At 66.8% G+C, this 25,088-nt stretch carries 21 protein-coding genes; 1 reads left to right on the forward strand and 20 read right to left on the reverse strand.

All coding sequences use genetic code 11. The annotated features are described in order from the left end of the window. Nucleotides 1-21: 21 nt before the first annotated feature. The 4 genes from ABIC51_RS31640 to secA all read right to left on the reverse strand — a co-directional run bounded on the left by ABIC51_RS31640 (nucleotide 22) and on the right by secA (nucleotide 5,550). A complete protein-coding gene (locus ABIC51_RS31640) occupies nucleotides 22-480 on the reverse strand; it encodes an NUDIX domain-containing protein (protein ID WP_027788445.1) in 459 nt (152 codons plus the stop codon). Continuing rightward, entirely contained in the window at nucleotides 477-1,346 is an 870-nt protein-coding gene (locus ABIC51_RS31645; RefSeq protein ID WP_021159904.1) for an ATP-binding protein, read from the reverse strand. Before ABIC51_RS31645 ends, ABIC51_RS31640 begins: the two co-directional genes overlap by 4 nt. Nucleotides 1,347-1,365: 19 nt before the next feature. Beyond that, nucleotides 1,366-2,607, reverse strand: coding sequence for a bifunctional glutamate N-acetyltransferase/amino-acid acetyltransferase ArgJ (gene argJ / locus ABIC51_RS31650; protein ID WP_027788447.1), 1,242 nt, complete (start codon nucleotides 2,605-2,607; stop codon nucleotides 1,366-1,368). Nucleotides 2,608-2,751: 144 nt separating this feature from the next. After that, complete coding sequence (gene secA / locus ABIC51_RS31655) at nucleotides 2,752-5,550, reverse strand: preprotein translocase subunit SecA (protein ID WP_027788448.1); 2,799 nt, start codon at nucleotides 5,548-5,550, stop codon at nucleotides 2,752-2,754. 256 nt (nucleotides 5,551-5,806) lie between these two features. On the opposite strand from secA, the gene ABIC51_RS31660 reads away from it, so the two are divergent. After that, nucleotides 5,807-6,283 (forward strand): DciA family protein, encoded by a 477-nt coding sequence (locus ABIC51_RS31660; protein WP_021159908.1) that lies wholly within the window; start codon nucleotides 5,807-5,809, stop codon nucleotides 6,281-6,283. Between the two features lie 80 nt (nucleotides 6,284-6,363). On the opposite strand, the gene lpxC is transcribed toward ABIC51_RS31660, so the two are convergent. The 16 genes from lpxC to rsmH all read right to left on the reverse strand — a co-directional run bounded on the left by lpxC (nucleotide 6,364) and on the right by rsmH (nucleotide 25,065). Further along, nucleotides 6,364-7,281, reverse strand: a complete 918-nt coding sequence (gene lpxC, locus ABIC51_RS31665) for a UDP-3-O-acyl-N-acetylglucosamine deacetylase (protein ID WP_027788449.1) — start codon at nucleotides 7,279-7,281, stop codon at nucleotides 6,364-6,366. Nucleotides 7,282-7,521: 240 nt separating this feature from the next. Then, a complete protein-coding gene (locus ABIC51_RS31670; protein WP_124818394.1) occupies nucleotides 7,522-8,028 on the reverse strand; it encodes a peroxiredoxin in 507 nt (168 codons plus the stop codon). Between the two features lie 188 nt (nucleotides 8,029-8,216). Further along, the gene (gene ftsZ, locus ABIC51_RS31675) at nucleotides 8,217-9,413 is read right to left on the reverse strand and encodes a cell division protein FtsZ (RefSeq protein WP_021159911.1); all 1,197 of its coding nucleotides are present in this window, start codon (nucleotides 9,411-9,413) and stop codon (nucleotides 8,217-8,219) included. Between the two features lie 113 nt (nucleotides 9,414-9,526). Further along, on the reverse strand, nucleotides 9,527-10,759 hold the full coding sequence (gene ftsA, locus ABIC51_RS31680; RefSeq protein WP_006487138.1) for a cell division protein FtsA: 1,233 nt from the start codon (nucleotides 10,757-10,759) through the stop codon (nucleotides 9,527-9,529). 26 nt (nucleotides 10,760-10,785) lie between these two features. After that, nucleotides 10,786-11,538 carry a cell division protein FtsQ/DivIB gene (locus ABIC51_RS31685; RefSeq protein ID WP_021159912.1) on the reverse strand — a complete coding sequence of 251 codons (753 nt, stop codon included), beginning with the start codon at nucleotides 11,536-11,538 and terminating at the stop codon, nucleotides 10,786-10,788. A 19-nt stretch (nucleotides 11,539-11,557) separates the two neighbouring features. Then, a complete protein-coding gene (locus tag ABIC51_RS31690) occupies nucleotides 11,558-12,499 on the reverse strand; it encodes a D-alanine--D-alanine ligase (protein ID WP_021159913.1) in 942 nt (313 codons plus the stop codon). Between the two features lies 1 nt (nucleotide 12,500). Continuing rightward, on the reverse strand, nucleotides 12,501-13,898 hold the full coding sequence (gene murC, locus ABIC51_RS31695; protein ID WP_059586549.1) for a UDP-N-acetylmuramate--L-alanine ligase: 1,398 nt from the start codon (nucleotides 13,896-13,898) through the stop codon (nucleotides 12,501-12,503). Beyond that, on the reverse strand, nucleotides 13,895-14,998 hold the full coding sequence (gene murG, locus ABIC51_RS31700) for an undecaprenyldiphospho-muramoylpentapeptide beta-N-acetylglucosaminyltransferase (protein WP_021159915.1): 1,104 nt from the start codon (nucleotides 14,996-14,998) through the stop codon (nucleotides 13,895-13,897). The genes murC and murG overlap by 4 nt, the downstream gene beginning before the upstream one ends. Beyond that, on the reverse strand, nucleotides 14,995-16,278 hold the full coding sequence (gene ftsW / locus ABIC51_RS31705) for a putative lipid II flippase FtsW (protein WP_021159916.1): 1,284 nt from the start codon (nucleotides 16,276-16,278) through the stop codon (nucleotides 14,995-14,997). The genes murG and ftsW overlap by 4 nt, the downstream gene beginning before the upstream one ends. Further along, on the reverse strand, nucleotides 16,275-17,789 hold the full coding sequence (gene murD / locus ABIC51_RS31710) for a UDP-N-acetylmuramoyl-L-alanine--D-glutamate ligase (RefSeq protein ID WP_027788452.1): 1,515 nt from the start codon (nucleotides 17,787-17,789) through the stop codon (nucleotides 16,275-16,277). The genes ftsW and murD overlap by 4 nt, the downstream gene beginning before the upstream one ends. Nucleotides 17,790-17,817: 28 nt before the next feature. Next, entirely contained in the window at nucleotides 17,818-18,987 is a 1,170-nt protein-coding gene (gene mraY, locus ABIC51_RS31715; protein ID WP_006477019.1) for a phospho-N-acetylmuramoyl-pentapeptide-transferase, read from the reverse strand. A 16-nt stretch (nucleotides 18,988-19,003) separates the two neighbouring features. Next, a complete protein-coding gene (locus ABIC51_RS31720; protein ID WP_060318882.1) occupies nucleotides 19,004-20,410 on the reverse strand; it encodes a UDP-N-acetylmuramoyl-tripeptide--D-alanyl-D-alanine ligase in 1,407 nt (468 codons plus the stop codon). After that, nucleotides 20,407-21,945 (reverse strand): UDP-N-acetylmuramoyl-L-alanyl-D-glutamate--2,6-diaminopimelate ligase, encoded by a 1,539-nt coding sequence (locus ABIC51_RS31725; RefSeq protein ID WP_134256562.1) that lies wholly within the window; start codon nucleotides 21,943-21,945, stop codon nucleotides 20,407-20,409. Before ABIC51_RS31725 ends, ABIC51_RS31720 begins: the two co-directional genes overlap by 4 nt. Further along, a complete protein-coding gene (locus tag ABIC51_RS31730) occupies nucleotides 21,942-23,789 on the reverse strand; it encodes a peptidoglycan D,D-transpeptidase FtsI family protein (RefSeq protein ID WP_027788455.1) in 1,848 nt (615 codons plus the stop codon). The genes ABIC51_RS31725 and ABIC51_RS31730 overlap by 4 nt, the downstream gene beginning before the upstream one ends. Continuing rightward, complete coding sequence (gene ftsL, locus ABIC51_RS31735; RefSeq protein ID WP_021159919.1) at nucleotides 23,786-24,127, reverse strand: cell division protein FtsL; 342 nt, start codon at nucleotides 24,125-24,127, stop codon at nucleotides 23,786-23,788. The genes ABIC51_RS31730 and ftsL overlap by 4 nt, the downstream gene beginning before the upstream one ends. Further along, complete coding sequence (gene rsmH, locus ABIC51_RS31740; protein WP_027788456.1) at nucleotides 24,124-25,065, reverse strand: 16S rRNA (cytosine(1402)-N(4))-methyltransferase RsmH; 942 nt, start codon at nucleotides 25,063-25,065, stop codon at nucleotides 24,124-24,126. The genes ftsL and rsmH overlap by 4 nt, the downstream gene beginning before the upstream one ends. Nucleotides 25,066-25,088 lie beyond the last annotated feature (23 nt).

Consider the following 25,088-nt stretch of genomic DNA (forward strand, 5'->3'; position numbering starts at 1 on the left):
TTCCGGCAGGCCATCGTGGCGTCAGATCGACGCGGCTTCCTTCTCGAGCAGTTCAAGCACCGGCAGCGCGGCCGGCAGCAACGGCGCGACCTCGACCGGCAGTTGCTGCCATACGAACGCCTGCCCTTCCTTGCTGTGCGGCTCGCCCGTCCAGCCCGTCACCTTGCAGAAATAAAGCCGCACATAGGCATGCGGATAATCGTGCTCGAGCGTGTGCCAGCGATGGCTGGCCGTGACCTGGATGCCGAGTTCCTCGTGCAGTTCGCGCGCAAGCGCGTCCTCGACGCTTTCGCCGGCCTCCAGCTTGCCGCCCGGAAATTCCCAGTAGCCTTCGTACGGTTTGCCTTGCAGCCGCTGCGCGAGCAGATAGCGGCAGCGGCCGACCGGGCCACCAGGCTGCACCATCACGCCGACCGCCACTTCCGTCACCTTGCGGCCATCGGGCGCGCGTACCGCGCCTTGTGCGAGATCCGCGCTCATGCTTGCTCCTTGCGACCCGACCAGTCGCGCGCAAACTGCCACGCGACGCGCCCCGACCGCGAGCCGCGCTCGAGCGCCCACACGAGCGCATCGCCGCGTGCGGACTCGATCTCCGCATCCGGGCAGCCGAAATGACGAAGCCAGTGCCCGACGATGTCGAGATAGTCGTCCTGCTTGAACGGATAGAAGCTGACCCACAGACCGAAGCGCTCCGACAGCGAGATCTTCTCCTCGACGACTTCGCCGGGGTGAATCTCGCCATCCGGGAGATGCTTGTACGTCTCGTTGTCGCTCATGTACTCGGGCAGCAGATGGCGGCGGTTCGACGTCGCGTAGATCAGCACGTTGTCCGACTGCGCGGCGATCGAGCCGTCGAGCGCCACCTTCAGCGCCTTGTAGCCCGACTCGCCTTCCTCGAACGACAGGTCGTCGCAGAACACGATGAAGCGCTCGGGACGCTGCGAGATCAGGTCGACGATGTCGCCGAGATCGTGCAGGTCGTCCTTGTCGACTTCGATCAGACGCAGCCCGTCCTTCGCATACGCGTTCAGGCACGCCTTGATCAGCGACGACTTGCCGGTACCGCGCGCGCCGGTCAGCAGCACGTTGTTCGCCGGCTTCTGCTGCACGAACTGCCGCGTGTTCTGGTCGATCAGCCCTTTCTGGCGATCGATGTTGTGGAGGTCGTCGAGCGTGATCGACGACACGGCCGGCACCGGCTGCAGATAACCGCGCCCCTGGCGCTTGCGCCAGCGGAACGCGTGTGCGGCATTCCAGTCGACCGCTGCCTGCGCGGGCGGCAACATCCCCTCGAGACGACCGAGCAGCGCTTCCGCGCGCGTCAGAAACTGTTCAAGCTTGTCCATGTCGTTCAGGCACTCCCGATCAGGAGCGGTAATCCGCGTTGATGCTCACGTAGTCGTGCGACAGGTCGCACGTCCAGATGGTGGCCTGTGCGTCGCCGCGGCCAAGCAGCACGCGGATCGTGATTTCGCTCTGCTTCATCACGCGCTGGCCGTCCTCTTCCTGGTACGCCGGATTGCGGCCGCCCGCCTTTGCGACGAGCACATCGTCGAGATAGAGGTCGATCTTGCCGACGTCGAGATCCGCGACGCCCGCATAGCCGATCGCCGCGAGAATCCGGCCGAGGTTGGGGTCGGATGCATAGAAGGCGGTCTTCACGAGCGGCGAATGGCCGATCGCGTAAGCGATCTGGCGGCATTCCGCGACGCTCTTGCCGCCTTCGACCTGCACCGTCATGAATTTCGTCGCACCTTCGCCATCGCGCACGATCAGCTGCGACAGCACCTGCGCGACTTCCGTCACCGCATCGCGCAGCGCCGCATAGGCCGGCGAATCCGTCGACGTGATCGCCGGCAGCGTGCTCTTGCCCGACGCGATCAGGATGAACGAGTCGTTCGTCGACGTGTCGCCGTCGATCGTGATGCAGTTGAACGAGCGGTCGGCCACTTCCTTCACGAGCGTGTCGAGCACCGGCTGCGCGACGTTCGCGTCGAACGCGAGGAAGCCGAGCATCGTCGCCATGTTCGGCTTGATCATGCCGGCGCCCTTGCTGATGCCCGTCAGCGTGACCGTATGACCGTCGATCGTCACCTGGCGCGACGTGGCCTTCGGCAGCGTATCGGTCGTCATGATCGCCTGCGCGGCGTCGAACCAGTTCGCGGCCTTGCGGTTCGCGAGCGCGGCCGGCAGCCCGGCCTTCAGGCGGTCGATCGGCAGCGGTTCGAGGATCACGCCGGTCGAGAACGGCAGCACCTGCGCCGGCTCGATACCCGCAAGGCGGGCAAGTTCCGTGCAGGTTTCGCGCGCGTTCGCAAGGCCCGGCTCGCCGGTACCGGCGTTGGCATTGCCCGTATTCACGACGAGCGCGCGAATGCCCGCACCGCCCGCGCGCACCTTCGCCAGATGCTCGCGGCAGACGATGACCGGCGCGGCACAGAAGCGGTTTTCGGTGAACACGCCCGCGACCGTCGCGCCTTCGTCGACGGAGATGACCAGCACGTCCTTGCGATTCGGCTTGCGGATGTTCGCTTCCGCCCAGCCGAGCGTGACGCCGGCGACGGGATGCAGTTGGGCGGGATCGATCGACGGAAAATTGACAGCCATGGGGCACACCTGCCAGATGGAAAATGCCGGCGTGCGCCGGCATCGATTGGAAGAACCGGCGGCCGCATGCGCGGGCCGCCGCAACTCAGATCACGCGCTCGAAGCTGCGAACCGAGCGGCGCGCGTCACGCGCGCCGCCGTCGATCATGACAGCTTCCCGTGACATTGCTTGTACTTCTTGCCGCTGCCGCACGGGCACGGGTCGTTGCGGCCGACCTTCGGCATTTCACCGCCGGGGCCGCTGTGCGTCATCGCGCTGCCGACCATGTCGGCCGTCGCCGTGGCCGCCGCGGCAGCCGTGACGTTCGCCACCGGCGCACCGGCTTCCGCGTAGTCGGCGTGCTGGTACTCGACGTTCTCGAGATGACCTGCGCGCTCCTCGATCTGCTCGGCCGCTTCCTCGAGCTGTTCCGGCGACTGGATCTGCACGTTCATCACGACGCGCGTGACTTCCTGCTTGATCGCCTCGAGCATCGCGGCGAACAGCTCGAACGCTTCGCGCTTGTATTCCTGCTTCGGGTTCTTCTGCGCATAGCCGCGCAGGTGGATGCCCTGGCGCAGATGGTCGAGCGCCGCGAGGTGCTCGCGCCACAGGCGGTCGACCGTCTGCAGCATCACCGAGCGCTCGAATGCGCTGAACGATTCGCGGCCGACCATCGCGACCTTCGCCTCGTACTGCTCGTCGGCGGCCGTCATCACGGCGTCGAGAATCTCCTCGGCCGTAATCGACGACGACTCGTTCACCATTTCCTGGATCGCGAGGTCGAGCTGCCAGTCGTTGCGCAGCGCTTCCTCGAGCTCGGGCACGTCCCACTGCTCCTCGATGCTGCCTTCCGGCACAAACTGGCGGACGACTTCGGCAATCACGCCGTGACGCATCGCGGAGATCGTCTCGGTGATGTCGTGCGCTTCGAGCAGCTCGTTGCGCTGCTGGTAGATGACCTTGCGCTGGTCGTTCGACACGTCGTCGTATTCGAGCAGCTGCTTGCGGATGTCGAAGTTGCGCGCTTCGACCTTGCGCTGCGCGGACTCGATCGAGCGCGTGACGATGCCGGCCTCGATCGCCTCGCCTTCCGGCATCTTCAGGCGATCCATGATCGAGCGCACGCGGTCGCCCGCGAAGATGCGCAGCAGCGGATCGTCGAGCGACAGGTAGAAGCGCGACGAGCCCGGATCGCCCTGACGGCCTGCACGGCCGCGCAGCTGGTTGTCGATCCGGCGCGATTCGTGGCGCTCGGTGCCGATGATGTGCAGGCCGCCAGCAGCCTTCACCTGCTCGTGCAGCGTTTCCCACTCGTCGTGCAACTGCTGGATGCGGCGCGCCTTTTCGTCGGCCGGGATCGCGTCGTCGGCCTCGATGAACGCGGCCTGCTTTTCGGCATTGCCGCCGAGCACGATGTCGGTACCGCGGCCGGCCATGTTGGTCGCGATCGTGACGCGCTTCGGACGGCCGGCTTCCGCGACGATCGCCGCTTCGCGCTCGTGCTGCTTCGCGTTCAGCACCTCATGCGGCAGCCCGGCCTGCTTCAGCAGGTGAGACAGCAGTTCCGAGTTCTCGATCGACGTCGTGCCGACCAGCACCGGCTGGCCGCGCTCGTAGCATTCGCGGATGTCGCGGATCACCGCGTCGTAGCGCTCCTTGGCCGTCTTGTAGATCTGGTCCTGCTTGTCGATCCGCTTCGGCGGGCGATTGGTCGGGATCACGACCGTCTCGAGGCCGTAGATCTCGTTGAATTCGTACGCTTCGGTGTCCGCGGTACCAGTCATGCCCGCGAGTTTCGCGTACATCCGGAAGTAGTTCTGGAACGTGATCGACGCGAGCGTCTGGTTCTCGCTCTGGATCTTCACGTGTTCCTTCGCCTCGACCGCCTGGTGCAGGCCGTCGGACCAGCGGCGGCCGGCCATCAGGCGGCCCGTGAATTCGTCGACGATGACCACTTCGCCGTTTTGCACGACGTAGTGCTGATCCTTGTGGAACAGCGTGTGTGCGCGCAGCGCCGCGTACACGTGGTGCATCAGCGTGATGTTCTGCGGCGCGTACAGGCTCTCGCCCTCGCCGATCAGGCCCCATTCGGCGAGCAGGCGCTCGGCCTTCTCGTGGCCCGATTCCGTCAGGAACACCTGGCGTGCCTTCTCGTCGAGCGTGTAGTCGCCCGGCTTCTCGACACCCGTGCCGTCGGCCTTCTCTTCGCCGATCTGGCGCTCGAGCAGCGGCGGCAGTGCGTTCATCCGCACGTACAGCTCGGTGTGATCCTCGGCCTGGCCCGAAATGATCAGCGGCGTGCGCGCTTCGTCGATCAGGATCGAGTCCACTTCGTCGACGACCGCGAAGTTCAGTGCCCGCTGCACACGCGCGTCGGTCTCGTAGACCATGTTGTCGCGCAGGTAGTCGAAGCCGAACTCGTTGTTCGTGCCGTACGTGATGTCCGCCGCGTAAGCCTGCTGCTTCTGGTCGTGCTCCATGCCGGACAGGTTGATGCCGACCGACAGACCGAGGAAGTTGTAGAGGCGCGCCATCCATTCGGCGTCGCGCTGCGCGAGGTAATCGTTGACGGTCACGACGTGCACGCCGCGGCCGGCCAGCGCGTTCAGGTACACGGGCAGCGTCGCGACGAGCGTCTTGCCCTCGCCGGTGCGCATTTCCGCGATCTTGCCGTAGTGGAGCACCATGCCGCCGATCATCTGCACGTCGAAGTGCCGCATCTTCAGCACGCGCCGGCTGGCCTCGCGACAGACTGCGAACGCCTCGGGCAGCAGCTTGTCGAGCGACTCGCCGGCCGCGACCCGCTGGCGGAATTCGTCCGTCTTGCCGCGCAACTGGTCGTCCGTCAGCTTCTCGATCTGCGTTTCGAGCGCATTGATCGTCGCGACGGTCTTTTGGTATTGCTTGACGAGCCGCTGGTTGCGGCTGCCAAAAATTTTCTGGAGAAAACCGGTTGTCATCGGATCGGATCCTGCGTCGCAGCACCGGCGCCCGGCGCGTGTTGCGCGCCCCGACGCCCGAGCCTCGGCGGCTTAGCGAATTAGTGGACTCAAACGTCGAATTTTAGCACGCGGGAAAGCGTACGCCCGTGTCTCGGCCGGACGGGCACTGCGCGCCTACGGCCGGGCCCACGGGGCGAAAGCCGCCCGTGCACGGGCCCGCGCGGGTACAATCGGCGTCAACGTCCGCGCGCGTGCGCGCCCGAAGAATGTCTCGATGAACCGATTTTCCAAGCGTTTCGGCCCGCTCGCCGCCTATCGCCCGCAACCCGTGTCCGAAGTGCTCGGCCGCACCGACGCGTTCGCGGCACTGCGCGCCGGCGTCGAGCAAATCGCGTCGCTGCAGCGCGATCTTGCCGCGCTTCTGCCCGACTACCTGGCGAACCACGTCGAACCCGGCTTCGTGAAGGACGGCACCCTGACCCTCTTTGCGGCGCACAACGCGCTGGCCGCGCGGCTGCGGCAGGTCGAGCCGCGGCTGCTCGGCGATCTGCAAAAGCGCGGCTGGCCGGTCTCGACGCTGCGCGTGCGCGTGCGCCCGAAAGATGCGCCGGAGCCGCCGCACGTGAAGCAGGCGCGGATGACGTCGGTCGGCGCGGCCGCGTTGCGCGACCTGGCCGATCATCTCGAACCGTCGCCGCTGCAGGCCGCGCTTGCGCGGATGGCGGCCCGGCACGGCGCAAAGCCGCGCTGACGGCCTACGCCGCCGGCATCGTCCGGGCAACAAAAAAGCAGCCCGAAGGCTGCTTTTTTGTTGCTTGCGCCGAACACAGTTCAGGCGAAGGCCGTCTGCGCGTCGAACGCGAAACCCTTCGGCGCGGCCTGCGGATCGTCGAACGTGACGATCTCGTACGCATCTTCGTTCGCGAGCAGCTCGCGCAGCAGCGCGTTGTTCAGCCCGTGGCCGGACTTGTACGCCGTGTACGACGCCAGCAGCGGATGGCCGATCACGTACAGGTCGCCGATCGCGTCGAGCATCTTGTGCTTCACGAACTCGTCGTCGTAGCGCAGCCCGTCGTTGTTCAGGATGCGGTACTCGTCGAGCACGATCGCATTTTCCATGCTGCCGCCGCGGGCGAGGCCCATCTCGCGCAGCATCTCGGCCTCGTGCGCGAAGCCGAACGTGCGTGCGCGCGCGATCTCGCGCACATACGACGTATTCGCGAAATCGACCTCGAGTTCCTGGCCGGTCTTGTCGACGGCCGGGTGACGGAAGTCGATCGAGAATTTCAGCTTGAAGCCGAAGTACGGATCGAGACGCGCGAACTTGTCGCCGTCACGGATTTCGACCGTCTTCTTCACCTTGACGAAACGCTTCGGCGCGTTCTGCTCCTCGATCCCGGCGGACTGGATCAGGAACACGAAGGTCGCCGCGCTGCCGTCCATGATCGGGATTTCCTCGGCCGTCACGTCGACATAGAGGTTGTCGATGCCGAGGCCGGCACATGCCGACATCAGGTGCTCGACGGTCGACACGCGCACGCCATCCTTCTGCAGCACCGACGCGAGCCGCGTATCGCCGATCGACGTCGCCGCCGCGGGAATGTCGACGGGCGTGGGAAGGTCGACGCGGGAGAACACGATGCCCGTGCCCGGTGCGGCGGGACGGAGCGTCAGCTCGATCTTGCGGCCCGAGTGGACACCGATACCCACGGTCTTCACGATGGATTTGATGGTGCGCTGCTTCAGCATGATGTTCTTCGTCGTGATTGAAGATATCAATCAGGAGTTATATTCAATAGGAGGGATTATAGCGTAATTCCCTATTCAACGCAGTTTGAAACTGCGTATCAATCTGTTTCGGCTGTTTACCCCTGCCGATACGGGACGGGCCGATGCCCGGAACGGAGGCGTTTCCGGTCATCAGCCCGTGTTACAACTGCCCTGAGGCCGGTGAGCAGCGTTGCCGGCAGGCAACGGCGCACCGCACGATCAGGACGTCAACGTCGCGAGAACACTCGCCGCATCGCTCACTTCGAATTTGCCCGGCGCCTCGACGGCCAGCGTCTTGACCACACCGCCGTCAATCACCATCGCGTAGCGCAGGGAACGAATCCCCATGCCACGCGCGGACAAATCCTGCGTCAGCCCCAGCGCATGAGTGAAAGCCGCGCTGCCGTCCGCCATCATGCGCACCTTGCCCGCGGTGTGCAGATCACGTCCCCATGCGCCCATCACGAATGCGTCGTTGACGGACACGCACCAGATCTCGTCGATACCCGCCGCGCGCAGTTGCTCGGCGTGTTCGATGTAGCCCGGCACATGCTGCGCCGAACAGGTCGGCGTGAAAGCGCCCGGCAATCCGAAGATCACCACCCGCTTTCCCGCAACCTGATCGCGCACGCTGCAGGCGTTCGGCCCCAGCGTGCACCCTTCGCGCGCGTCGTCGATGTACTCGAACAGTTGCGCGTCGGGCAGCGCGTCGCCCACTTGAATCATGGCTGGTCCCTCATAGCGATACGGTTTTTCAGCGTGTCGCGGACAGCACGGCCCATCCCGCCCCGCTTGTGCGGAGAGGGCACGTTTCCCGGCCCGGCGTCGCAGCCGACGCGGCCTGTCGTGGTCCGTAGCATCCGTCACGCCGGCGATACCGCGGCAGTTTCGCCGCGGCTTCGCCTGTGTTTGCGTCAGTCAGCCTGCTTGCGCAGGAAAGCCGGGATGTCGTACGTGTCGACACCCTTCTCCTGCAGCGCCTGCACGTGCGATGCCGCGGTTTCACGCGAATTGCGCCACACCGCCGGCGTATCGAGTGCGCCGTAGTCGGCCGTGCTGACGTGATGCGCCGGTGCATAGCCGTGCGACACCGCGCTGACCGGCTGGTTGTCCGTACCCGTGCGCAGCAGCGTCATCGGTGCCGACTGCTGCTTCTTCGCCGCACGGCCCAGACCCGTTGCCACGACCGTCACGCGCAACGCATCGCCCATCGCGTCGTCGTACACCGCACCGAAGATCACCGTCGCATCTTCCGCCGCGTAGCTCTTGATCGTGTTCATCACTTCGCGCGTTTCCGACAGGCGCAGCGAACGGCTCGACGTGATGTTGACCAGCACGCCGCGCGCGCCCGACAGGTCGACGCCTTCGAGCAGCGGGCTCGCCACGGCCTGTTCCGCCGCGAGGCGCGCGCGATCGACGCCGGCGACCGTCGCCGTGCCCATCATCGCCTTGCCCTGCTCGCCCATCACCGTCTTCACGTCTTCGAAGTCGACGTTCACGAGGCCATCGACGTTGATGATTTCAGCGATGCCTGCCACCGCGTTGTTCAACACGTCGTCCGCGCACTGGAAGCACTTGTCCATCTCGGCGTCGTCGCCCATCACGTCGAACAGCTTGTCGTTCAGCACGACGATCAGCGAGTCGACGTGATCCTCCAGTTGCTGCGAACCTGCTTCAGCGACGCGCATGCGCTTGCCGCCTTCGAACTCGAACGGCTTGCTGACGACACCGACCGTCAGGATGCCCATCTCCTTCGCGATCTGCGCGACCACCGGTGCCGCGCCCGTGCCCGTCCCGCCGCCCATGCCGGCCGTGATGAACACCATGTGCGCGCCGCGCAGTGCGTCGGCGATGCGCTCACGCGCTTCTTCCGCTGCCGCACGGCCCATTTCCGGCTTCGCACCGGCGCCGAGGCCCGTATTGCCGAGCTGGATCACCGACGATGCGCGCGAACGCGACAGCGCCTGCGCATCCGTGTTCATCACGATGAAATCGACGCCCTGCACGCCGCGGTTGATCATGTGCTGGACGGCATTGCCGCCAGCGCCGCCAACGCCGACCACCTTGATGATGGTGCCGTTGGTCTCGGTTTCCAGCATTTCGAATTCCATGTTGCCTCCGTCAAGAGAAAAACTGCTAATCGGCCGTTATTCGGCAGGAGATCGGGCAACCCCCTGTCGCGCGCCAGCCGCCGGCACCAGCGCGAATTTCGAGATTCGGTTTGTCAGAAGTTGCTCAGGAACCATTCCTTCATCCGCGAGAACACCTGCCCCGCGTTGCCGGACTGCACGGCGACCTTGCGGCCGCGCATGCGCTGGGCACTGCCTTCGACGAGCAGCCCCATCGCCGTCGAGTAGCGCGGATTGCGCACGACGTCGGAGAGGCCGCCTGCATACTCCGGCGCGCCGATGCGCACCGGTTTCAGGAAAATGTCTTCGCCGAGCTCGACCATGCCGGGCATCATCGACGCACCGCCGGTAATGACCACGCCGGAGCTCAGGAGTTCTTCGTAACCCGATTCGCGCACGACCTGCTGCACGAGCGAGAACAGTTCCTCGACGCGCGGCTCGATCACGGCCGCGAGCGCCTGGCGCGACAACGTGCGCGGACCGCGTTCGCCGAGGCCCGGCACTTCCACCATTTCGTCCGGATCGGCGAGCGCCTGCTTTGCGATCCCGTAGCCGACCTTGATGTCTTCCGCATCCGGCGTCGGCGTGCGCAGCGCCATCGCGATGTCGCTCGTGATCTGGTCGCCGGCGATCGGAATCACCGCGGTGTGGCGGATCGCGCCTTCGGCGAAGATCGCGATGTCCGTCGTGCCGCCGCCGATGTCGACCAGCACCACGCCGAGATCCTTCTCGTCTTCCGTCAGCACCGCCAGCGACGACGCGAGCGGCTGCAGGATCAGGTCGTTCACTTCCAGCCCGCAGCGGCGCACGCACTTGACGATGTTCTGCGCGGCGCTCACCGCGCCCGTCACGATGTGCACCTTCACTTCCAGCCGGATGCCGCTCATCCCGATCGGCTCGCGCACGTCTTCCTGGCCGTCGATGATGAATTCCTGCGTGAGGATGTGCAGCACCTGCTGGTCGGTCGGGATGTTGATCGCCTTCGCGGTCTCGATCACGCGCGCGACGTCGGTCTGCGTGACTTCCTTGTCCTTGATCGCGACCATCCCGCTCGAGTTGAAGCTGCGGATGTGGCTGCCGGCGATCCCCGTGAACACGTTGGTGATCTTGCAGTCGGCCATCAGCTCGGCTTCCTCGAGCGCGCGCTGGATCGACTGCACGGTGGCCTCGATGTTGACCACCACACCTTTCTTCAGACCCTTCGACTCGCTCTGGCCGAGACCGATCACCTCGTAGTGACCTTCGCCTTTCAGCTCGGCGACGATGGCCACCACCTTCGACGTGCCGATGTCGAGGGAAACCAGCAGATCCTTGTAGTCTTTGCTCATAAAGTGCTCTTGCGTGTGATCTCTCGTTACTTCTTGCGCTTGTCGGTATCGGTCAGGAACCGCATGCCTGCCGCGCGAATCGCGAATCCGTTCGGATAACGCAGGTCCGCGTACTCGATGTCGTTGCCCCAGCGCTCCGTGACCGCCGGCCAGGCGGCGACCAGGCGCTGGCTCCGGTCATGCAGCGACTCGCTGTTGCGTTCCTTGCCCAGCTCGACCTGCATGCCGTTCGACAGCTTCACCGTCCACGCGTACCGCGCCGACAGCGTCACTTCTTCCGGCGCCGCCTTCAGCGGCGCAAACCATTTCCCGAAGTCGCGATACCGCGTGACGACTTCCTTCGCACTGCCCTCCGGGCCGTCGAACGCCGGCAGTTCCTGATCCAGCTCGCCCTGGTTCGCGGTGAACAGCTCGCCGTCGACGCTCACGAGCTGGTCGCTGCCCCAGGTCCCGAGCGGTTTGTACTCCTCGAGCGTGACAGCCAGCGCATTCGGCCACACCCGGCGCACGCTCGCATGGCGCACCCAGGGCATCTGCTCGAACGCGGCGCGCGCGGCGTCGAGATCGACCGTGAAGAAATTGCCCTTCAGCCGGCCGACCACGCCCGCGCGTACCGTCGGCGAATTGATGTGCTCGGTGTCGCCGTCGATCCGGATTTCCCGCAACGCGAACGTCGGGCGCTGGATCAGCCAGTAGCAACCGGCCGCCGCCAACACGAGCAGCAGCAGCGCGTACAGCGCGCTGGCGGCAAGGTTGAGTTGGCGAACGTTGTTCCACATACGTCGTTCCGTTCCTGCGTCAGTCGTTGAGCGTGAGCGACAGCACCTTCACGACCAGCTCCGAATAGCTGATGCCGACCGCGCGCGCGGCCTTCGGCGGCAGCGAGTGGTCGGTCATGCCCGGTGCGGTGTTCACTTCCAGGAAGTACGCATTGCCATCGGCGTCGAGCATGAAGTCCGCGCGGCCCCAGTCGGTGCAGCCGAGCACGTCGAACGCACGGCGCGCGACGCGCTTGAGCTCCGCCTCCTTGTCGGCGGGCAGCCCGCACGGGATCAGGTATTGCGTGTCGTTGGCGATGTACTTCGCGTGATAGTCGTAGAACTCGCCGGCCGGCACGATCTTGATCACCGGCAGGTCGAGATCGCCGGCGATGCATGCGGTGTATTCGCCGCCGCCTTCGATACTCTTCTCGACGATCACGATCGGGTCGTGCTTCGCGGCTTCCTCGAGCGCAGCCGGCAGCGCATCGGCCGTCTTCACCTTCAGCACCGCGACGCTCGAGCCCTCGCTCGCCGGCTTCACGAACAGCGGCAGGCCGAGCTTCGCGACGATGTCCGTCGCGCGCGCCGCGAGGTCGTCGCCGCGCAGCACCGTCTCGAACGGCGGCGTCGGCACGCCCGTCTGCTGCCAGACGAGCTTCGTGCGGAACTTGTCGAGGCCGAGCGCCGACCCGAGCACACCGCTGCCCGTGTAACGGATCCCGTAGAAATCGAGCGCGCCCTGGATCTGGCCGTTCTCGCCGTAACCGCCGTGCAGCGCGTTGAACGCACGCACGAACCCTTCGTCCTTCAGCGCCGCCAGCGGGCGCTCGGCCGGGTCGAACAGGTGCGCGTCGATGCCTGCGTCGCGCAGGCCCTGCAGCACGAGTTGGCCGGACGTGAGCGAGACCTCACGCTCCGAGGACTCGCCGCCGAACAACACCGCCACCTTGCCGAAACGTTTCGGATCAATCCCGCTCATGTCATGCCTTCTGTTGAGTGTGCTGCGCGACCTTCGCCGGCACGCCGCCGATCGAACCCGCGCCCATCGTGATCACCACGTCGCCGTTCTGCGCGACCTTCGCCAATGCGTCCGGCACGTCGTCGACCGTCGCGACGAACACCGGGTCAACCTTTCCTGCCCCGCGCAGCGCGCGCGACAGCGCGTCGCCGTTGGCGGTCGAGATCGCGGCCTCGCCGGCCGCGTAGACTTCCGTCAGCACCAGCGCATCGACCGTCGACAGCACGTTGACGAAATCGTCGAAGCAATCGCGCGTGCGCGTGTAGCGGTGCGGCTGGAACGCCAGCACGAGGCGACGCCCCGGGAACGCGCCGCGCGCGGCCGCGATCGTCGCGGCCATCTCGACCGGGTGATGGCCGTAGTCGTCGATCAGCGTGTACTGGCCGCCGTCCGCGGTCGGCACCTCGCCGTAGCGCTGGAAACGCCGGCCGACGCCGTTGAATTCGGCCAGCGCCTGCTGGATCGCGTCATCCGTCACGCCGAGGTCGGTTGCGATCGCGATCGCCGCGAGCGCGTTCTGCACGTTGTGCAGGCCCGGCATGTTCAGTACGACCGCAAGCGGCGCGCGACCTTCGCGAATCACCGTGAAGTGCATGCGGCCATCGCGCGCGTCGATGTCTTCCGCGCGCACCTGCGCGTCCGGCGACAGCCCGTAGCGCACGACCGGCTTCGAGATGAACGGGATGATCTGCCGCACATTCGGATCGTCGACGCACACGACCGCGCTGCCGTAGAACGGCAGGCGCTGCGTGAATTCGATGAACGCCTGCTTGAGCCGCGCGAAATCGTGGCCGTAGGTGTCCATGTGGTCGGCATCGATGTTCGTGATGACTTCGATCACCGGATACAGGTTCAGGAACGACGCGTCCGACTCGTCGGCCTCGGCGACGATGAAGTCGCCCGTGCCGAGCCGCGCGTTCGCGCCGGCGCTGATCAGCCGCCCACCGATCACGAAGGTCGGGTCGAGGCCGCCCGCGGCGAGCACGCTCGCGACGAGGCTCGTCGTGGTGGTCTTGCCGTGCGTGCCGGCGATCGCGATGCCCTGCTTCAGGCGCATCAATTCCGCCAGCATCACCGCGCGCTGCACGATCGGCACGCGCTTCGCGCGCGCGGCCAGCACTTCCGGGTTGTCCGAGCGCACGGCCGTCGATACGACGACCGCGTTCGCGCCCTCGATGTTCGCCGCGTCGTGGCCGATCGCGATCCGTGCGCCGAGCGCCTGGAGACGATCAGTCACCGCGTTGCGCGAGAGATCCGAGCCGCTGACCTCGTAGCCGAGGTTGACGAGCACTTCGGCGATGCCGCTCATGCCCGCGCCGCCGATCCCGACGAAATGAATGTGTTTGACGATATGTTTCATTGCAATATTTCCAGGTTCGCGCCGGCCGCCTTCGCGCACACGCGCGCGACTTCGTCGGTGGCCTCGGGCTTCGCCAGCGAGCGCGAACGTTCCGCCATGTCCGCGAGCGATGCCCGCGACTGGCCGCGCAGCCAGTCGGCGAGCAGTTCCGCCGACAGGTCGCGTTGTTGCACCAGCACGGCCGCGCCCGCATCGGCGAGGAACGCGGCGTTACTCGTCTGGTGATCGTCGACCGCGTACGGGAACGGCACGAACAGCGCCGCCACGCCCACCGCCGCGATCTCCGACACCGTCATCGCGCCCGACCGGCAGATCACGAGATCCGCCGCCGCATACGCGGCCGCCATGTCGTCGATGAACGGCACGAGCCGCACGTCTTCGCCGGCCGCGAAACCGGCCGCTTCGTAATTCGCCTTCAGCGCGTCGATGTGCTTCGCGCCGGCCTGATGCACGATGCGCGGACGTTCACCCGGCGTCAGCATCGCCAGCGCGCGCGGCACGACTTCGTTCAGCGCGGCCGCACCGAGGCTGCCGCCGACGACCAGCACGTTCAGCGGGCCGCTGCGCGACGCGTAGCGTGCTTTGGGCGCTTCGGTGCCGGCAAGTTCCGCGCGAATCGGGTTGCCGGTCCATTCCGCGTGCGGCAGCGCGCCGGGGAATGCGACGAGCACGCGTTTCGCAAATTTCGCGAGCACCTTGTTCGTCAGGCCCGCGATCGAATTCTGTTCATGCAGCACGAGCGGACGCCCCGACAGCGCCGTCATCACACCCGCCGGGAACGTGATGTAGCCGCCCATCCCGAGCACGACGTCGGGCCGCACGCGGCGCAGCGCGGCGAGGCTCTGCCCGCATGCGCGCAGCAGGTTGAACGGCAGCGTCAGCTTGGTCTTCAGGCCCTTGCCGCGCAGCCCGCCGAACCGCACGTATTCCATCGGAATGCCGTGTTTCGGCACGAGCGTCGCTTCCATCCCGGCCGGATTGCCGAGCCACACGACGCGCCAGCCCGCCGCCTCCATCCGGTGCGCGACCGCGAGCCCCGGGAACACATGGCCCCCGGTGCCGCCTGCCATCACCATCAGCGTGCGTTGCGACGCGGTCATACCTTCCCTCCGCGCATCAGCACCCGGTTTTCATAGTCGACCCGCAGCAGCACCGCGAGCGCCACGCAGTTCAGCAGAATGCCGGAGCCGCCGTAGCTCACGAGCGGCAGCGTCAGGCCCTTGGTCGGCAGCAGCCCGAGGTTCACGCCCATGTTGATGAAGGTCTGCGCACCGAACCAGATGCCGATGCCCTTCGCCATCAGGCCCGCGAACGTGCGATCGAGTGCGAGTGCCTGGCGGCCGATCTCGAACGCGCGGCGCACGATCCAGTAGAACAGCAGGATCACGACCAGCACGCCGACGAAACCGAGTTCCTCGCCGATCACCGCGAGGATGAAGTCGGTATGCGCTTCCGGCAGATAGTTCAGCTTCTCGACGCTGCCGCCGAGGCCGACACCGAACCACTCGCCGCGTCCGAACGCGATCAGCGAGTGCGTGAGCTGGTATGCCTTGCCCTGCGCGTAGCGCTCGTCCCACGGATCGAGGTACGCGAAGATCCGCTCGCGACGCCACGGCGACAGCCATACGAGCATCGTGAAGGTGCCGACCGCCGTCGCGACGAGGCCGCCGAACAGCTTGCCGTTCACGCCGCCGAGGAACAGCACGCCCATCGCGATCGCCGCGACGACCATGAATGCGCCCATGTCCGGCTCGAGCAGCAGCAGCGCACCGACCAGGCCGACCGCGAACGCCATCGGCAGGAAGCCCTTCGCGAAGCTCTGCATGTATTCCTGCTTGCGCACCGTGTAGTTCGCCGCGTAGATCGTCACCGCGAGCTTCATGATTTCCGACGGCTGCATGTTCGTGATGCCGAGCGGAATCCAGCGGCGCGCGCCGTTCACGCCCTTGCCGACGTGCGGGATCAGCACGATCACGAGGCCGACCAGCGCGATCAGGAAGAGATGCGGTGCATATTTGTCCCACGTCGACACGGGCACCCGGAACGCGATCACCGCCGCGATGAACGCGACGACGAGCGACACGCAGTGGCGCATCAGGAACGCGTAATCGTGATACGCCGCGTATTTCGGCGAATCGGGCATCGCGATCGACGCCGAATACACCATCACGACGCCGAGCCCGAGCAGCGCGATCGCGACCCACAGCAGCGAGTAGTCGAAGTCGAGCATCCGCGAACGGCTCGGGCGCACGCCGTTGACGACGCTCGCGAGGCCGCCGGTCGCGGCGCGCGTGGCCGACGCGACGCGGCCGCCCGCGGCATTGCCGCCGGTGTCGCGCCGGTCGTTGAAACGGGAGACGAGGCGATCGGACCAGCTCATGGCGTCGCTCCTTTGTCGATGGCGATTTCGTCGACCGCCGCGCGGAACACATCCGCGCGATGGGCGTAGTTCCTGAACATGTCGAGGCTCGCGCATGCAGGCGACAGCAACACCGCATCGCCCGGCTCGGCGAGGTCGGCCGCCGCGTGCACCGCGCCTTCGAGCGTCGTGTGGTCGGCGAGCGGCACGCCCGTTTCGGCGAGCGTGTCGCGGATCGCCGGCGCGTCACGGCCGATCAGCATCACCGCGCGGCACCAGCGCGCGACCGGCGCGACCAGCGGCGCGAAATCCTGGCCCTTGCCGTCCCCGCCCGCGATCAGCACGATCTTCTGGGCGAGCCCGTCGAGCGCGGCAACCGTCGCGCCGACGTTCGTGCCCTTGCTGTCGTCGACGTAGTCCACGTCGTCGATCGTCGCGATCACTTCGACGCGATGCGCTTCGCCGCGGTACTCGCGCAGCGCGTGCAGCAGCGGCGCGGCCGGCAGGTCGATCGCGCGTGCGAGCGCGAATGCGGCCAGCGCGTTCGCCGCGTTGTGCAGCCCGCGGATACGCAGTGCGTCGGCCGGCATCAGGCGCTTCTGCGCGATGTCGGGCGTGTGCGCGGCATCGCGCTTGCGCCGGCGGCTCGTCGTCGCCGCTTCGTCCGGTGCATCGCGATCGACGGCTTCCACCAGCCACGCGATGCCGTTGTCGCGCGACAGCCCGTAGTCGCCGTCCTGCACCGGTTCGTTCAGGCCGAACGTGACCGTACGCGGCGCGTCGGCCGCGCCGGCTGCCGGCGCGAACTTCATCACGGCCGCATCGTCGCGGTTCAGCACGCGCGTCGTCGTCGCGCCGAAGATCCGGCCCTTTGCTTGCGCGTACGCTTCGAAGCTGCCGTGCCAGTCGAGGTGGTCCTGCGTGATGTTCAGGATCGCGGCCGCATCGGGCGCGAACGTGCGCGCGGTCTCGAGCTGGAAGCTCGACAGTTCGAGCACCCATACGTCCGGCAGCGCGGTTTCGTCGATCGCGCCGGCGAGCCGGTCGAGCATCGCCGGGCTGATGTTGCCCGCGACCGCGACCTTCTTGCCCGAGCGCTGGCACAGCAGGCCCGTGAGGCTCGTCGTCGTGGTCTTGCCGTTGGTGCCCGTGATCGCGAGCACCTTCGGCTGGTAGCCGCTCGTGCCGAGCGCACGCAGCGCCTGCGCGAAGAATTCCAGCTCGCCCCACACCGCGATGCCGCGCTCGTTCGCGGCCGCGACCAGCGCCGCGAGCGCCGGTTCGAGCGGCGACAGCCCGGGGCTCAGCCCGACGAGCTCGATGCCGCCGTCGAGCAGCGCAGGCGTGAACGCCCCGCCGACGAACTCCGCATCGATGCCTTCGGCCTGCAGCGCGGCAAGGTTCGGCGGCGCCTCGCGGGTATCGGCAATGCGCAGCCGGCACCCGTGCCTCGCGCACCATCGCGCGATCGCGAGACCCGATTCCCCGAGCCCCAGTACGAGCACCATCGGCCGTTGCCGATCTCCAAACATCTCGCCAGACATCCTTGTTACCTTTCCTTTACCGCAGCTTGAGGGTGGTCAGACCGAACAGGCACAGCATCAGCGTGATGATCCAGAAACGCACGACCACCTGCGTTTCCTTCCAGCCGGACAATTCGAAATGGTGATGCAGCGGCGCCATCTTCAGCAGGCGCCGCCCTTCGCCGTAGCGCTTTTTCGTGTACTTGAACCACGACACCTGCAGCATCACCGACAGCGTTTCCGCGACGAAGATGCCGCCCATGATGAACAGCACGATTTCCTGGCGCACGATCACCGCGACCGTGCCGAGCGCGCCGCCGAGCGCCAGCGCGCCGACGTCGCCCATGAACACCTGCGCGGGGTGCGTGTTGTACCAGAGGAACGCGAGCCCGGCCCCGCCCATCGCGGAACAGAAGATCAGCAGTTCGCCCGCGCCCGGGATATGCGGGAACAACAGGTATTTTGAATAGACCGCGCTGCCCATCACGTACGCGAACACACCCAGCGACGCGCCGACCAGCACAACCGGCATGATCACGAGGCCGTCGAGGCCGTCGGTCAGGTTCACCGCGTTGCTCGCGCCGACGATCACGAAGTACGTCAGCACGATGAAACCCCACACGCCGAGCGGATAGCTGATCGACTTCAGGAACGGCAGCATCAGGTCGGCGCGTGCCGGCAGCCCCATCGACAGGCCGCTCCTCACCCACGCCATGAACAGGTCGAACACGCGCACGTTGTTCGCCTCGGACACGCTGAAGGCGAGGTAGACAGCGGCGAACAGCCCGATCACCGATTGCCAGAAATACTTCTCGCGCGACGACATCCCGCGCGGGTCCTTGTGGACGACCTTGCGGTAATCGTCGACCCAGCCGATCACGCCGAAACCGAACGTGACGAGCATCACGATCCAGATGAAACGGTTCGTCAGGTCGCCCCACAGCAGCGTCGCGACCGCGATGCCGATCAGGATCAGCACGCCGCCCATCGTCGGCGTGCCGGACTTGACAAGGTGCGTCTGCGGGCCGTCCTTGCGCACGGCCTGACCGACCTTCATTTGCGTCAGCTTGCGGATCACCCACGGTCCGCACACGAGCCCGATCCCGAGCGCGGTGATGGTGGCCATCACCGCCCGGAACGTGAGGTACGTGAACAAGCGCAAAAAGCTTGCGTCTCCTTGCAGCCATTGCGCCAGCGCCAGCAGCATGCTTCCTTCCTTCTACTCAGTGTGCAGCGGGCGCCGTGCCCGCCGCGGGTTGGTTCGTCAGCGCGTCGACCACGCGCTCCATCTTCATGTACCGCGAGCCCTTCACGAGCAGCGTCGCCTGCGCGCCGTAACCGGCCGCGAGCAGCGCCGCCACGAGCGCGCCGACGTCGTCGAAGTGGCGTGCCGTGTCGCCGTACGCCGTGCACGCATCTCGCGATGCGTCGCCGAGCGCGAACAGCGCGTCGATCCCGCGCTCGCGCGCGTACGCGCCGACCTCGCGATGGAATGCCGGCCCTTCGTCGCCGACCTCGCCCATGTCGCCGATCACCAGCACGCGCGGCGCCGGTTGCGTGGCGAGCACGTCGATCGCGGCACGCATCGAATCGGGATTCGCGTTGTACGTATCGTCGACGACCGTCGCACCCGCGAGGCTGCCCGCGATCGCCTGCTTCACCTGCAGCCGGCCCTTGACCGGCTCGAACGATTCGAGACCCTGCTTGATCGCCGACAGCGCGACGCCGGCACCCAGCGCCGCGGCCGTGGCGGCCAGCGCGTTGCGCGCGTTGTGCTCGCCGAGCGCGCGCAGCCGCACCGTGACGGCGCCCGCGGGCGTATCGATCGCGAGTTCGCCGCCGTGAAGACGGCCCGTGACCTGCGCGTCGTTCTGCCGTTCGGCATCGTGCAGCGCGAAATCGAGGATCCGGTTGCCGGTCGCCGCGACGCGCCAGATGCCCGCATACGCGTCGTCGGCCGGGAACACCGCAACGCCGTCCGGCGGGAGCGCGTGAATCACGGCCGCATGTTCGAGCGCGACCGCTTCGACCGTCGCCATGAATTCCTGGTGCTCGCGCTGCGCGTTGTTGACGAGCGCGACCGTCGGCGCCGTGAGACGCGCGAGGACTTCGGTCTCGCCCGGATGGTTCATCCCGATCTCGATCACCGCGAGACGATGTGCGGCCGACAGGCGCAGCAGCGTCAACGGCAGGCCGACGTCGTTGTTCAGGTTGCCGGCCGTCGCGAGCCGCGCGTCGGCGCCGACCGCCGCCGCGAAGATCGACGCGATCATTTCCTTGACGGTCGTCTTGCCGTTGCTGCCCGTCACCGCGACGAGCGGCAGCGCGAATCGTTTGCGCCAGCCATGTGCCAGTGCGCCGAGCGCGGCACGTGTTTCGCCGCCTTCGATCGCCGGCATCGTGACGCCCGTCGGCACGTGCGCGACGAGCGCCGCCGCCGCACCGCGCGCAGCGACATCGCCAAGGAAGTCGTGCGCGTCGAAGCGCTCGCCTTTCAGTGCGACGAACAGGTCGCCGGGGCCGACGGTGCGGCTGTCCGTCGACACGCGGTCGAACGTGACGCCCGCATCGCCGTGGACGGTTGCGCCGGGAATCAGGCGAGCGGCTTCGCCGAGACTGAGCATCGTCATTCGGCGCCTCCCTTGCCGTGCGTCGCGCGCGCTGCCAGCGCGAGCCGCGCGTGATCCTGGTCGGAGAACGTACGCTTCTTGCCCATGATTTCCTGCGTGGCCTCGTGGCCCTTGCCGGCCAGCACGACGACATCCTCGCGTGCGGCGCCGCGCACGGCCTGCAGGATCGCGCTCGCGCGATCCTCGATACGACGTGCGTGATCGGCCGCGGTCATGCCCGAGACGATCTGGTCGATGATGCGCTGCGGATCCTCGCTGCGCGGGTTGTCGCTCGTGACGACGGTCTCATCGGCGAGCCGCTCCGCGATCGCGCCCATCAGCGGGCGCTTCGTCGCATCGCGATCGCCGCCGCAGCCGAACATGCAGACGAGCCGGCCGCCGCGCGCCGTGGCGATCGGGCGCAGCGCGTCGAGCGTCTTTTCGAGCGCGTCGGGCGTGTGTGCATAGTCGATCACGACGAGCGGTTCGTCGTTCTGCAGCCGGCCGCCGAGCCGCTGCATCCGCCCGTTGACGGACTCGAGCCGCGCGATCTCGGCGAGCGCCGCATCGAACGGCAGGTCGGCCGCGAGCAGCGAGCCGAGCACCGCGAGCAGGTTGCTGACGTTGAACGTGCCGAGCGTGCCGACCTCGACGTCCGCTTCACCCCACGACGAACGCAGGTGGAACGCCGTGCCGGTCGCGGTGGCGCGCACGTCGAGTGCGACCAGTTCGCGATCGGCGTCAGGCGCCGGTGCGTCGCCGATCCCGTACGCGATCGTACGCACGCGGCCGGCGAGCTTCTCGAGCAGGCGCCGACCGGCTGCATCGTCGCGGTTGACGACTGCCGCGCGCAGGCCGCGCCACGCGAACAGCTTCGCCTTCGCGGCCTCGTACGCATCGAACGTGCCGTGATAGTCGAGGTGATCCTGCGTGAGGTTCGTAAACACCGCGATGTCGAAACCCGTGCCGTTCACGCGCCCCTGGTGCAGCGCGTGCGACGACACTTCCATCGCCACGGCCTTCGCGCCCGCGTCGCGCAACTGCGCGAGACTGCGCTGCAGTTGCGGCGCGTCGGGCGTCGTGAACCCCGTCGGCACGAGCTGGCCGGGCATCCCGGTGCCGAGCGTGCCGATCACCGCGCACGGCTGGTGCAGCGCCGTCAGTGCGGCAGCGATCCATTGCGTGCACGAAGTTTTGCCGTTCGTGCCGGTCACGCCCACCGCAAGCAGGCTGTCGCTCGGATTGCCGTACCAGCCGCTGGCGATCTCGCCGGCGAGCTGGTCGAGCGCCGGCACGGCCAGTGCAACGGGCACCGCCGGCGCCGCGGCCAGCCCTTCCGGCTGATACAGTACGGCGGCCGCACCGCGCGCGACGGCATCGACAATGAAAGCGCGGTTGTCGGCCCCGTCGACCGCATAGGCAAAAAACACGTCGCCGGCCTTGAGGCTGCGCGTGTCGGCATGCAGTTGCGCTGCGGGGGCCACATGCTGATGCAGCCACGCAAGCGCGGCTGCGATCTGCTGATGCGCCGGATGGGAACTGCGAGCGGCGCTCATCGAACAACTCCTGGTGAATTACGCGTCGTGCTGGACACGATCATATGCTTCGCACCGCCACCTGCGGCCAGCTTTTGCGGCCCCGCTGCGGAAGGTGCTGCCGGCGAATCGTCAGACACGACGAGTTGCTTGATCGGCATGTTCGGCGGCACGTTCAGCGCACGCATCGTGTCGCCGGCGATCGCCGAGAATACGGGGCCGGACACCTGGCCGCCGAAGTGGCTGCCGGCGGTCGGCTCGTCGACCGACACCGCGACGACAATACGCGGATTCGGCATCGGCGCCATCCCGACGAACGACGCGCGGTACTTGCGCGTGTAGCCGTGCCCCTCATGCTTGTACGCGGTACCGCTCTTGCCGCCGACGCGATAGCCCGGCACGGCCGCATCGGGCGACGTGCCGCCCGGCGCCACCACCGTTTCGAGCATCGCGCGCACTTCGCGCGCGGTGGTCGGGTTGAACACCTGCGTGCCCACGACCGGCTGATTGGGGTCGGTCTTGAAAATGGTCACAGGCATCAGCTCGCCGTCATGCGCGATCGCCGTGTACGCGCGCGCAAGCTGGAACAGCGACACCGACAGGCCGTAGCCGTACGACATCGTCGCCTGCTCGATGCGACGCCAGCTCTTCCACGGACGCAGGCGGCCAGCCACCGCGCCCGGGAACCCGACCTTCGGCGCCTGGCCGAGGCCGATGCTCGTATACATATTCCACATTTCCTCGGGCCGCATCGTCATCGCGATCTTCGTCGCGCCGATGTTGCTCGACTTCTGGATCACGCCGCCGACCGTCAGCGTGCCGAAACCCGCGTCGTCGGTGATCGGTGCGCCGTCGAGAACGAAATGCCCGTTGCCCGTCTCGACGAGCGTGTTCGGCGTCACGCGGTGCAGGTCGAGCGCGAGCGACACCGTAAACGGCTTCATGATCGAGCCCGGCTCGAACACGTCGGTCATGATCCGATTGCGCAACTGCTCGCCCGTCATGCGCGAGCGGTCGTTCGGGTTGTACGTCGGGTAATTGACGAGCGCGAGCACCTCGCCGGTACGCACGTCGACGACCATCGCCGCGCCGGCCTTCGCCTTGAACTTCTCGACGGCGGCCTTCAGGTTCGCGTACGCGATGTACTGGATCTTGCTGTCGATCGACAGGTCGACGTCGGTGCCGTTGTGCGGCGGGATCTGCTCGGCGACGTCCTCGACGATGTGCCCCAGCCGGTCCTTGATCACGCGACGCACGCCCGACGTGCCGGACAGCATCTTCTGGTCGCCGAGCTCGACGCCCTCCTGCCCTTCGTCCTCGACGTTCGTGAAGCCGATTAGGTGAGCGGTGATCTCGCCTTCCGGATAGAAGCGCTTGTACTCGTTGCGCTGATAGATACCGGGAATGTCGAGGGCGGCAACCTTGTCCGCGACGTCGATCGGCACCTGGCGCTTCACGTAGACGAAACCCTTGTCTTCCGACAGCTTCACGCGCAGTTCCTTCGACGTCATGCCGAGGAGCTTGCCGAGCTGGTTGACCTTGTCGGCATCGAGATCGTCCGGCACCGCGTCGGGAATCGCCCAGATCGCGCGCACGGGCAGGCTCGTCGCGAGCACGAGCCCGTTACGGTCGAGGATCTTGCCGCGCGTCGCCGGCAGCTCGAGCGTGCGCTGGTAGCGGCTTTCGCCCTGCTTCTGGTAGAACGCGTTGCCGGGCCCCTGGATCCAGAACGCGCGCGCGGCCAGCGCGACGAACGCCATGAACAGCAGGAACACGACGAGCTTCGAGCGCCACATCGGCAGATGCACGCCCAGCACCGGGCTCGACGAGAACTTCACGTTCTGGCGCTTCTGGGACGGCTTCATCGCGCGCCTCCCTTGCCCTTGCCGGCCGTGTCCGCCGATGCCGGGATCGGTGCATCGATCGCCTTCGCCGCGCCCGGAGGCAGCGTCAGGTATTGCGTGCGGCCGGTCGAGATCGGCTGCATCTTCAGCGAATCGTTCGCAAGCTGCTCGATGCGCGACGTCTTCGACAGCGCGCTCTGCTGATATTGAAGCTGCGCGTAGTCCTGCTGGAGCTGACGCTCCTGCGACTGCGCGCGCTGCAGCTGGATAAAGATCTGGCGCTGCTGGTTCGTCGAATTGACGACCGACAGCGCGCAGCCCATCACGATGATCAACAGGAAGATATTGAAGCGGCTCATGGCGTGACGCGCTCCGCAATGCGCATCACGGCCGAGCGGGCGCGCGGGTTCGCGGCGACTTCCGCTTCACTCGGAAACTGGCGGCTGATGATCTTGAGCGGCGGGCTCGGGAGGTCGACGGCGCGGATCGGCAGGCGACGATCGACCGCAGGCGCACTCGCGTGCGCCTGCATGAATCGCTTGACGATCCGGTCCTCGAGTGAATGAAAGCTGATGACCACCAGCCGCCCCCCTTGCTCCAGCAACGACAGTGCCGCGTCTAGTACGACTTGCAGGTCCGCAAGCTCTTGATTGACGTGAATCCGTATAGCCTGAAAGGTGCGGGTTGCCGGATCCTTGCCCTTCTCACGGGTTTTGACGACGTGACCCACGATTTGGGCAAGCTCGCCCGTGGTGTCGAGAGGCCCAAGACGGTCGGACTCTGCCCGGCGAGCAACAAGCGCCTTTGCAATCTGAAAAGCAAACCGTTCTTCCCCATAATCCCGTATCACCTCCGTCAATTCCTGCACCGAAGCCCGTGCGAGCCATTCCGCCGCCGACTCGCCGCGCGTCGGATCCATCCGCATGTCCAGCGGGCCATCGGCGCGGAAGCTGAAGCCGCGCGCCGGATCGTCCACCTGCGGCGAGGACACGCCCAGGTCCAGCAACACACCCGACACCTTCTCGACGCCGCGCGCCGCAAGCGCGTCGCGCATCGATGCAAAGCTGTCATGCACGATCGAGAAGCGCGCATCCTCGATGCCTTGCGCCGTCTCGATCGCTCGCGGGTCCTTGTCGAACGCAATCAGCCGCCCGGCCGGCCCCAGCCGCGCGAGCACCGCACGGCTATGACCGCCGCGCCCGAACGTGCCGTCGACATAAACGCCGTCCGGCCGCGTCACGAGCGACTCGACCGCTTCATCCAACAGCACCGTCCGATGCCGCAATTCGTTTCCCATCGCGGGCGTCTCCGTCACCGCAA

Source organism: Burkholderia sp. 572, from assembly GCF_040545135.1.
Lineage (GTDB): Bacteria > Pseudomonadota > Gammaproteobacteria > Burkholderiales > Burkholderiaceae > Burkholderia > Burkholderia cepacia.